The sequence below is a fragment of the Porticoccus sp. GXU_MW_L64 genome (genome assembly GCF_052983295.1).
In genome coordinates, this window is record NZ_JBRKJK010000001.1 from 308,506 (window position 1) to 319,311 (window position 10,806).

At 52.9% G+C, this 10,806-nt stretch carries 10 protein-coding genes; 3 read left to right on the forward strand and 7 right to left on the reverse strand.

The window, feature by feature from the left end:
- Positions 1-124: 124 nt before the first annotated feature.
- The gene (locus ACVBEJ_RS01425) at positions 125-1,780 is read right to left on the reverse strand and encodes a glutamine--tRNA ligase/YqeY domain fusion protein (RefSeq protein WP_447127802.1); all 1,656 of its coding nucleotides are present in this window, start codon (positions 1,778-1,780) and stop codon (positions 125-127) included.
- Between the two features lie 235 nt (positions 1,781-2,015).
- On the opposite strand from ACVBEJ_RS01425, the gene ACVBEJ_RS01430 reads away from it, so the two are divergent.
- From ACVBEJ_RS01430 to ACVBEJ_RS01440, 3 genes are all read left to right on the forward strand, one after another.
- Positions 2,016-2,525 carry a peptidylprolyl isomerase gene (locus ACVBEJ_RS01430; RefSeq protein ID WP_447127803.1) on the forward strand — a complete coding sequence of 170 codons (510 nt, stop codon included), beginning with the start codon at positions 2,016-2,018 and terminating at the stop codon, positions 2,523-2,525.
- Between the two features lie 74 nt (positions 2,526-2,599).
- Positions 2,600-3,316: a UDP-2,3-diacylglucosamine diphosphatase gene (locus ACVBEJ_RS01435; protein WP_447127804.1), complete on the forward strand. Its 717-nt coding sequence runs from the start codon at positions 2,600-2,602 to the stop codon at positions 3,314-3,316.
- Between the two features lie 176 nt (positions 3,317-3,492).
- Positions 3,493-4,188 (forward strand): tetratricopeptide repeat protein, encoded by a 696-nt coding sequence (locus tag ACVBEJ_RS01440; protein ID WP_447127805.1) that lies wholly within the window; start codon positions 3,493-3,495, stop codon positions 4,186-4,188.
- A gap of 87 nt (positions 4,189-4,275) precedes the next feature.
- Here the strand turns inward: ACVBEJ_RS01440 and ACVBEJ_RS01445 are convergent, their stop codons facing one another.
- The 6 genes from ACVBEJ_RS01445 to ACVBEJ_RS01470 form a co-directional block, all read right to left on the reverse strand.
- The gene (locus tag ACVBEJ_RS01445) at positions 4,276-4,950 is read right to left on the reverse strand and encodes a TIGR04283 family arsenosugar biosynthesis glycosyltransferase (protein ID WP_447127806.1); all 675 of its coding nucleotides are present in this window, start codon (positions 4,948-4,950) and stop codon (positions 4,276-4,278) included.
- A 60-nt stretch (positions 4,951-5,010) separates the two neighbouring features.
- On the reverse strand, positions 5,011-5,973 hold the full coding sequence (gene glk, locus ACVBEJ_RS01450) for a glucokinase (protein ID WP_447127807.1): 963 nt from the start codon (positions 5,971-5,973) through the stop codon (positions 5,011-5,013).
- Entirely contained in the window at positions 5,964-7,367 is a 1,404-nt protein-coding gene (locus tag ACVBEJ_RS01455; protein ID WP_447127808.1) for a sugar porter family MFS transporter, read from the reverse strand. The genes glk and ACVBEJ_RS01455 overlap by 10 nt, the downstream gene beginning before the upstream one ends.
- A 172-nt stretch (positions 7,368-7,539) precedes the next feature.
- Positions 7,540-8,301 (reverse strand): DUF6445 family protein, encoded by a 762-nt coding sequence (locus tag ACVBEJ_RS01460; RefSeq protein ID WP_447127809.1) that lies wholly within the window; start codon positions 8,299-8,301, stop codon positions 7,540-7,542.
- Positions 8,291-9,013, reverse strand: coding sequence for a SapC family protein (locus ACVBEJ_RS01465; RefSeq protein WP_447127810.1), 723 nt, complete (start codon positions 9,011-9,013; stop codon positions 8,291-8,293). The genes ACVBEJ_RS01460 and ACVBEJ_RS01465 overlap by 11 nt, the downstream gene beginning before the upstream one ends.
- Positions 9,014-9,015: 2 nt before the next feature.
- The gene (locus tag ACVBEJ_RS01470) at positions 9,016-10,566 is read right to left on the reverse strand and encodes a tryptophan halogenase family protein (RefSeq protein WP_447127811.1); all 1,551 of its coding nucleotides are present in this window, start codon (positions 10,564-10,566) and stop codon (positions 9,016-9,018) included.
- Positions 10,567-10,806 lie beyond the last annotated feature (240 nt).

A 10,806-nucleotide genomic window follows, 5' to 3' on the forward strand; every position in this document is an offset into this window, starting at 1 on the left:
ACTCCGTCATCCCCGCGAAGGCGGGGATCCATGCCTCTGACGAAGTAGCCAGATGGATTCCCGCCTTCGCGGGAATGACGAATCCTCGAATCACGTCAAACGTCGAACTTCAAACGTCGAACAATTACTTTTTCCAGTTATCCTTCAATCCTATAGTGCGGTTAAACACCATAGATTGCGCCTTGATATCACGAGTGAAGTACCCTTCCCGCTCAAACTGATATGGCTGTTCAGCCACCGCATTCGCCAGGCCAGGCTCGGCTTTACAGCCAGTGAGCACTTGCAGGGAATCCGGGTTGATATGGTCCAGGTAGTTTTTATCGCCGCTATCGGGAGCCGCTTCATTAAACAGTCGGTCGTACAGGCGCACTTCGCAATCCACGGCGTTATTGGCATCCACCCAATGAATGACCCCACGGGGGCGAATGTCTTCCGGCGGGTTTTCGCCCACGGTCCCTTCCACAATGGAGCAGTTCAGTTGGGTGATATGGCCAGCGGCGTCTTTTTCCACAGATTCCGATTTGATCACATAGGCACCGCGCAGGCGCACGTATTCCCCCAGCACCAGGCGTTTGAACTTCTTGCGAGACAAGGTGGTGTCTTCACTGAAATCTGCCCGGTCGATATAAACCTCTTTACCAAATGGCAAACTGCGCTCACCCAGCTCCGGCTTGTTGGGGTGTACTGGCTGAGTCATGGATTCCGCCGCGTCCACATTATCAAACACCACTTTTACAGGGTCCAGCACACACATGGCGCGGGGCGCATTGTCGTTGAGGTCTTCGCGAACAAAGAACTCAAACTGGGCCATGTCCACAACGCCATCGGTCTTTGCCACCGCCAGGGAATCGCAGAAATTGCGAATCGCCGCCGGGGTCACACCGCGGCGACGCAGGCCGGCAATGGTGGGCATACGGGGGTCGTCCCAGCCGTCCACATGGCCCTCGTCCACCAGATTCTTGAGCTTGCGCTTGCTGGTCACCGTGTAGTTGATATTGAGGCGGCCAAATTCGTACTGGCGTGGCTCGCTGGGCACCGGCAGGTTTTCGATAAACCAGTCGTACAGTGGCCGGTTGGCGGCAAATTCCAGGGTGCAGATGGAATGGCTCACACCTTCGATGGCATCTTCCTGACCGTGGGCAAAGTCGTAGGCCGGGTAGATGTTCCATTTGTCGCCGGTGCGGTGGTGGCTGGCCTTGCGAATGCGGTACATCACCGGGTCACGCAGATTCATATTGGGGGACGCCATATCGATTTTGGCCCGCAATACCATACTGCCTTCGTCTTTTTCGCCGTTGCGCATGGCTTCCAGCAGAGCCAGGCTTTCTTCTGCGGGGCGGTCGCGGTAGGGGCTGTTCTTGCCGGGTTCGGTGAGCGTGCCACGGTATTCGCGAGTCTGTTCCGCACTCAGCTCACACACATAGGCTTTGCCTTCGCTGACCAGATATTTGGCCCAGTCATAAAACTGGTCGAAGTAATCGGAGGCAAAACGCACTTCGCCGTCCCAGTCAAAACCGAGCCAGCGCACGTTTTCCTTGATGGCATCCACGTATTCCTGCTCTTCCTTCTCCGGGTTGGTATCGTCAAAGCGCAGGTTGCAGGCCCCGCCGTACTGCCGGGCCAGACCGAAGTTCAGGCAGATGGACTTGGCGTGGCCGATATGCAGATAGCCGTTGGGCTCTGGCGGGAAACGGGTCACCACCTGACTGACAGTGCCATCGGCCAGGTCTTTTTCGATGATTTGCTGGATAAAGTTAAGGGGTTTTGTGTCGTCGGACATTACTTGTACCAATATTTACGTCATCCTGAGCGCAGTTACGTCATCCTGAGCACAGCGAAGGATCTCGTATCTGATTACGAGATCCTTCGCTGCGCTCAGGATGACAGGAATTTGAGTTTGGGGATTATACGGCAGCACCACTACCCTGTCTCACCTGAAATTGCCTACAGCGCCACCAAGCCTTACCATAGCGCCACTTTACCTATCTACCTTACATACCTACCGAGTACAAACCATGATTACCCTGCACACCAACAAAGGCGATATCGCCATCGAGCTGGACTTCGACAACGCCCCCAAATCCGCCGCCAATTTCCTGCAATACTGCAAAGACGACTTCTACGCCGGTACTGTTTTTCACCGGGTTATCAAGGGTTTTATGATCCAGGGCGGCGGTATGGATGCCGACATGAAAGAACAGCCCAGCCGCGACCCCATTGAAAATGAAGCAGACAACGGCCTGGCCAATGACGAAGGTACCCTGGCCATGGCCCGCACCATGGACCCGCACTCCGCCTCCAGCCAATTCTTTATCAACGTGGCCAACAACAGCTTTCTCAACCACACCGGCAAAAACAGCCAGGGTTGGGGCTACGCGGTATTTGGCAAGGTTACTGATGGTATGGATGTGGTGAAAGACATTGAAGGCGTACAGACCGGCAATTCCGGCTTTCATCAGGATGTACCCACAGAGTCCATTGTGATTGAGAGTGTGAGTATTTCTGACGAGTACGCGGATAAGTGATCGTTTGACGCTGGATGTTCGACGTTGGACGATGGCGCTGACGTCGAACGTCGAACGTCGAACGTCGAACGTCTATGAGCACTATTTTCATCTCCGACCTCCATCTGGCCCCGGAACGCCCGCAAGTTACCAAGGCGTTCTACAACTTCCTCGATGGCGAAGCACGCCAGGCAGAAAAACTCTATATTCTCGGCGATTTGTTTGAAGCCTGGGTGGGGGACGATGACCCGTCGGAGTTTCTGGCGGAGATCAAATCCCGCCTGCGCGCACTCAGCGACAGCGGCACCCGCCTCTACTTCCTGCACGGCAACCGCGACTTTATGGTGGGCAAAGGCTTTGCCAAAGCCACCGGCTGCACCCTGTTGCCGGAACACCATGTGATTGATTTATACGGCACAGCCGTCTTGTTGCTGCACGGCGATACCCTGTGCAGCGACGATATCGACTACCAGAAATTCCGCCGCAAGGTGCGCAACCCGCTGGGCACCTGGCTGCTGCGCCGCATTCCGCTGAACAAGCGCCTGCAAATTGCCGCCGACTGGCGCGCCAAAAGCATGAACGCCAACAGCAACAAGGCCAGCAATATTATGGATGTGAATAACCACACCGTAGAACAGCTGTTCAGCAAGTACCGGGTAAATACCATGATCCACGGCCACACCCACCGCCCGGCCCGCCACAGTCATAATGGCGGCGAACGCATTGTACTGGGTGACTGGCACCACAACGGCTGGGTACTGAGAGCAGATGCCAATAACCTGGAGTTGTGCAGCTTTGCCATTGAGAACTGATTGCCAGCAACGTTGTCTGTCATTCTGAACACGGCGACACTGCTATCTGAGATAACCGCCCAAGCCGTCATTGCGAGCGCAGCGCGGCAATCCAGTGTCTTTAAAGTCACTGATTTACAAGCAAAGCTGCTGGATCGCTGCGCTCAGAATGACATAATTACATTTGACACCTGCCTATGTTGATTGCCCGTATACTGACCATTGCCCTGCTCAGCTTGTCTCTACCTGCAACGGCCACGGATATACCCCAAATCGAAACCCTGTTCGCGCAGAACAATGTGTCAGCCCTGCAAGAACTGCCCGAAGCGCAAGACACGTACACCAACCTGTTTCTCAACTATCGCCTTGCCGCCGCACAGATTCAAAACGGCGACAAAAAAGCCGCCAAGAAAGTACTGAACAAAGCCATTCGGCAAGCCCGCAGTGTTATTGAAAACAGCGACAAGCAACAAGAAGAAGTGCACGTAATGTTGGGGGCGTTGTACGGTTTAAAGATTATCGTCAGCCCTTTCTCAGTGATTGGCCTGAACAAAAAAGCCAACCGGCAACTGGCCAAAGCGCAGGAAATAAACCCCCACAACCCCCGCGCCCTGTTGATGCTTGGGGTTGCAAAATTTCAAACACCGGGGGTATTTGGTGGCAGCAGCAAAAAAGCCCTGGAATTGCTAAAGCAGGGCCAGAAAAGCATTGAAGACGAACAGAAAAAACTCTGGGGAAGCGTGGATATTCACCTGTGGCTGGGTCGGGTATACAGCAAACTCAAACAGCCAGAAAAAGCACTTGCCCACTACCAGCAGGCTTTGGCACTTTCACCACAGAATCATTGGGTGATGGAGGCTATGGGAGGAAATGGCTTTGAGGTTGATGAATAGTGGCACTTTGTCATCCTGAGCGCAGCGAAGGATCTCATAAACAGACACACGCTTAGAGATCCCTCGCTGCGCTCAGGATGACAACAATTAACGATACTCTGCAAAAAATCCCGGTTTGGCTGGCCTGCCATCCCCACTGTCCCGCCATAAAATAACAAACACCCACCACAGCGCCCGCCACACACCAAGCTGTTCAAACTTGCGGGAGTCGGTAATCAGGGTCTGTTCCAGCTGTACAGGCCTGGTGTGTTCCAGCAGCTTTTCGCTAAAGCGAATATCTTCCATCAATTCTTGCGGGTAACCGCCCAACTGCAGAAACAGTTCAGCGCGCACAAAAATGCCCTGGTCGCCGTACATAATTCCGGTACGGCGAAAGCGGCTGTTGTGCAAGGCGGAGATCAAACGCAAACCCCAGTGAGAACCGGAAAAGCGGTGAAGAAAAACACCCGCATCGGCGCTGCAACTGGCAATGGCCTGCAACGCACCGCGCGGTAAAACCGTATCCGCATGCAAAAACAACAGCCATTCTCCACCGGCTTTGCTGGCAGCGGCATTCATTTGTGAGGCGCGACCTTTGGGGGCGTTCAGGCATTGCAGCTCAGGCAGGTGGTTTGTGTAGCTACGGGCAATATCCAGGGTTCTGTCGCTGCTGCCACCATCGCAGATAATCACTTCCCGCAAAGCTGCCTGCCCTTGCAGGGAATCAAGGGTAGCAGGCAGCGCCTGCTGTTCGTTAAGGGTAGGAATAATGACAGAAATCATGGCTATCAGCAGCACGCAAAAAGTGGTTACTGAGATAGTATAGCGCCCTTACAGTTCCCGTCAGATATAGGCACGGGCCGCCGCATAACAGCCAATAAGACCCGGGTGTTCGGCGCGAATCAGGGCAATGGGCAGAGAGGCACAGTAGGACTTGAAACGCCCCTTTTCCTCAAAGTGGCGACGAAAACGCTGTGCATCAAACAGGTGGTAGAGTTTTTCCAGAACACCGCCGGTCAAATACACGCCATCGCTGGCCCACAGTGTCATGGCCATATCGCCGGCGGTGCTGGCCAGAATATCAAACAGGTCGCCAACGGCCTGAAGCGCCAGTTCTTCACCGGCATCCGCCAGCGCCGAAATCTGTTTGGCACTGAGCTTTTTTTCCATACCGTGCAGCATGGCGTTGGCCCAGTACAGGTTTTCCAGCCCCTGCCCCGACAACAGGCGCTCTACCGACACACGCTGATGACGCTGTTCCCAGAGTACCTGTAACAACTTGACCTGATGATCAGACGTTGGGGAAAACCCCACATGGCCGCCCTCGGAAGGAATAATCTGATTATCCGGCATCAGCCCTGCCACTCCAAGACCAGTGCCAGGGCCAATCACCAGGCGAATCTGTCCCCCTGAAGGTCTGGCCTCTCCCAGCCATTCCAGCCCATCTTCTGGCAAGGCATCAATACTCAGCGCCTGGGCGGTAAAGTCGTTGATAACAGTAACCGTTACATTCAGGTCCTGCTGCAACTGTGCCTGGCTGAAATGCCAATGGTTGTTCAGCAGGTTAATTTCGTCCTTGTCTACCGGGCCGGCAATGGCCAGACAAATACCCTCAATCTGCCAGGGTGACACCGAGGCAATATATTCAAGAATGGCGTTTTTTATATGGGGATAGTCTGAGCAGGACAGGACATTGATGTTTCTCAACACACCATCGCCACCCACCATGGCAAAGCGCGCATTGGTGCCGCCGATGTCGGCAACCATATACCCTTTCACCGGCTGATTTATGGGAGCTATTTCCATAATGATTCCATTTCTTCGAGTGATTTGCCCTTGGTCTCCGGCACCTTGCGCCATACAAATACAATGGCCAGGATGCAAAAGAAGGCGAACAGAAAATACGGCAGTGCGCCATTAAATTGCTGTTGATTAAGCGCACTGCCATTAATAACCGGAAAGCTGTTGGCAACAATAGCATTAAACAACCACTGGGCGGCAACAGCCACAGACATGGCAAAGCTGCGCAGCCGGTTGGGGAAAATCTCTGACAGCATGACCCACACCACCGGCCCCATGGACATGGCAAAGGAACCGATAAATACCAGTATGGCCACCAGTGACAAAACCCCCATGGTCTGTGTGTAGATAGTCCACCCCAAGGTCAAAAGGCCAATGCACATACCGATGGAACCACTGATAAACAGCGGTTTTCTGCCCCAGCGATCCACCGTATAGATCGCTACAAAGGTAAACACCAGATTGACGGTACCCAGCCAAAGCTGTTGTTTCAGTGCATCTTCCGGACCATAGCCAAGGGCGTTGCTGAATATTTCCGCCCCGTAATAGAGAATGGCGTTAATGCCGGTAATTTGCTGAAACACCGACAACAGAATACCCAACAACAACACAAAACCACTGCCTTTGAGAATGGCAGAAAGTGCCGCTTTTTTAGCGCCACCGTCGAAAGACTGTTGAATGTCTGCGTATTCGTTATCCGCTTCTTCCGCACTGGGAGTAATGCGCTGCAACACTCGCTTCGCCTCGCTATTGCGACCCACCGACACCAACCAGCGCGGACTGTGGGGAACCCAGAACAGCAACAACAGAAAAGCGCAGGCAGGAACCAGTTCCGACCAGAACATCACCCGCCAGCCCCGTTGCAGATTATGGTCGTGCAGGGCATCCAATTGCGCGGCAGATAAGCCGCCGGTATCGCCACCGCCAATCACATAAGTGGCCACAAACACCACGAAAAAACCCACCACCACAGCCAACTGATAGAGAGAAACCATTTTCCCCCGCTGCGCCGATGGGGAAATCTCCGCGATGTACATGGGGGCTGCCAGGGATGCCATACCCACACCCAGGCCACCGACAATTCGGTATATCACCAACTCCGTCAGGGAACCGGCAACACCGGACCCCCAGGCGGAAATCACAAACAACACCGCGGCAAAAATCATGGTGTATTTGCGACTGTATTTTCTGGTCAGAAAACCACCGGCCATGGAACCGACCAGGCAGCCGTACAAAGCACTGCTGACCGCCCACCCCTGCTCGGCAGCTGACAGGCCAAAGTACTTGCTGAAATACAATTGCGTACCGGCAATCACGCCAGTGTCATAGCCAAACAGGAGGCCTCCCAAGGCGGCCACTGAAGCAATCAGGTAAACGGATTTTTTGTTATTGTGATTCATTGCTGCCCCATAAATTCGAAAAACATGAATTGAGTATTGCTTGATGTGACCGTGGCCAGCATGGATGCTGGCCTCGAGCCCCCAAGGATGGGACTTACCTGTAAAGTAAGGTGGCGAGTCACAGCAAGCAATGCTCGATTTATGTCTACTGAGGTCTTATATTTCATGCTTTTTAAGATTGTGGATGGCAGATAAATGAAGATGTAATGGTCAGGCGGCCTTTTTTCGGATCCTCACTCTGTGTGCCAGCACAGCCTACGTCACCGGAATGCAACACATTGCCACGATAAAAAATGGCCCTGTTAAAACGGGAGTTGACTTTACCGGTGTGTTCAAACAGCGAACTTTCCCCCCGCATATATCCGGGATTGGGCAAACCTTCGGTAGTAGCCTGACGATTCAGCGTATTTTGATACTGGGCCAGGTTGTCCTTGCTCAGTGATTCAAAACCGGTGGCTTTGTGGCGGTAGAAAGACGTACCCCCGCCCTGCCAATGGAACAGATAATGAACAACGGCAAACTGGTGCGGGTCTACAGCGTCGAAATGCGGAATAGACTGTATGGGCAACAGAGATTCTGACGGCAAAGTGGCCATGGCAAAATCACTGCTGGCGGATACTGTGCGTACGCTATTTTTGTCGCCACCTTTATCTTCACCCATTTCGCGATAGAAAAGCGGCTGTACAAATACCGAAAAAAACTCACTCAGCAAATTTGTGTAGTCATCGGGACAGGCCGCTTTAACGCCAGGGTAAAAATCCCCAGCCCTCCCCTGAAACGACACTTCGCTGGCAGCGTACTCAACCATATTTTCAGGCTGGCACAACAAATCATTAACAACCACTACTCGCTGATCGCCCTGGGCAAAGTCCAAAACTTCTATGCTGGGGTTGTGATTAAGCTGCCAGCTCCGGGCCACGGCTTTAACTTCCATACCAGCCGGTTGCGGTTTCCAGCATTTTATTTTTGCGCTCAATCAGCGCATAAATCTGCCCCAGCGAAGTCAGCATGGAATAAATACTGCCCAGGTAGCCCAGCTTTCTCAGCGACAAAAAATGTTCATCGGGCAATTCCGACAAACGCTGTTCATTCACTGTATACAAGCCTTCCACTTTTTTTGGCTGACCGTTATCAAGTTTTATATCCAGTGTCATGGGCACCAACAATTCAAATTGCTCCAATGTTTGAATAAAATTCCCGCTGTGCTTTTCCCCCTGAAATAAATTTGTGAGCACTGTGCGAATGTTTTGCAGATAGTCGGTTTCCTGCTGATTATTATCAAACAGCCGCTCACCTTCGGTGGTGGAGACGCTCGGGCTATCCTGGTTAATTGTGAGAATGTCATTGTCACTACCGGCAGTAAAAAACGGCTGTCGCTGCACATTCAATGGTTTGTAAGCAGCGTCCCACTGCCCCTGTTTCCAAAACAGGTTTTCACCTTTTTCAAAACCCAGCAGCGCACTGCACACAAACTGGCCAGTATCGGAATTTTTGCTGATTACAATGGGATAGTGCGCAGCGAGCCTGGCAAATTCACTGATCACTACCGGCATCAGACATTCTTCAGCCCCGTGTTGTTGAGCCTGCTGGGGGATAACCCGCAGGTTGGCGTGATGGTTTTTATCCAGCGCTACTGTTTGACTCATGGTTATATTCTCTGCAAACCGTATTGGTGTATTTTGCTGATGAGTTCCCTGTGCCTGGGCAGAGCAGCGGTTGTCTTGCCAATAATTTCCCGGTTCTTGGCAAACTGGTCTGCGGCGTTTTCGGTTTCATCCAGCCGGTAGCGGCTGTAGTCCGCATCCGGTTTAAAGCCCATGCCATACAGCACGTACTGGTAGCTGGCTGCGGGGAACACTTCGTTATTACTGGTAAAATCCCTGTCCCCTGGTGTCTGGTATTTCCAGACTTCCATCAGCTCTTTAAGGCTGTCGGGAATGGTATCTTCCCGGCGATTATCCACCCAGAACGGTTCTGTGCGCTGGCTGAGTATGTAATGGAGTTTCAGGAAATCGATGATCCGCCCCCAGCGATAGAGGAAGGTGTCGTTAAAACGCCTGGCAACAATATCCATCACCGAGCGGCGCGCTGGCAGTTGCTCTGCAATCATCGCGGCAGACAGTTCCACCAGTACAATGGCAGAGGCTTCCAGAGGCTCAAGAAAACCGGCGGACAATCCCACCGCAACGCAGTTGCGGTGCCAGAACAACTCCCGATGGCCGGATTTAATGGGTATTTTGCGCACCGCATCTGCATCAAAGCCATCGCCCACATAACTGGCCAGTTCCTGCCGCGCATTGTCTTCGCTGTTGTAGCGGCTGGAATACACATGGCCAATACCCCGGCGATTACTCAAACCGATGTCCCATATCCAGCCCGCGGATTGTCCGGTGGAGATGGTGTGACAGGCGATATCGTCGTCTTCTGACTGATAGGGCACTTGCACCGCCAGTGCAGTGTCAATAAACAATACGTCGCTGTGGTCCACAAAGGGAATGTTGTAATGCTCCCCCAGCAACAGGGAACGGAACCCGGTGCAATCCACAAACAGGTCACCCTCGATGTCACCGGCTTCGGTGGTTGTCAGCGAGGCTATATCACCATCTGGCGTTGATTTGACGGCAGTGACATCCGCCAGTATGTGTTGGACGCCCAACACCTTGGTGCAGTGGTCGTGCAAAAAAGTGGCGAACTTGCCCGCATCCAGGTGGTACGCGTAATTGGCAATGGAGCCGTATTCCGGTGTGGTAATCATTTTCGGCGCCAGCCCCTGTTCACAGAGCTGCTCCTGAAAACACACCGCATTGGAGAATGATTCATGGCCGTACTGACCATCACTGTGCCAATACGACGCCAGGTCAATTTTAGAAAAGCCCTGGGGCAACATCAGTGGGTGGTAATAAAAATCCTCTTTGTCGCCGTTTACCCAACGGGCAAATTTGGCACCCTGTTTAAAGGTGGCATTGCACTGACGAATAAAATCCGTTTCCGAAATCCCCATTTTTGACAGGGTTGCCCGCATGGTGGGCCAGGTGCCCTCACCCACGCCTATGATTTTGGTAGTGGGGGATTCAACCAGGGTTACGCTGATCTGGCTGTCGCTGTTCGCTACCCGGTGTTCGGCAGCAATGCGCCCGGCTGTAATCCAGCCCGCCGTACCACCGCCAACCACAACCACTGATTTTATTTTTTTATCCATATACCCTCCGGCTGAAACTGCTTTTCACCAACTGGCATGCAACAAACTTTGCAGTATGTAACCCGTATGGTTTGCTGTGACCGTGGCCAGCATGGATGCTGGCCTCGAGCTTACATGGATGTACTTGCAGCGAGTCACAGCAAGCCATACGGGTTACATACATGGCACCAAACTTTTAATCTGGCAAAGGCAGCCGCCGTTAAACGGATGCCTTTGCACGTTCCGTTATTTAAAAATCCT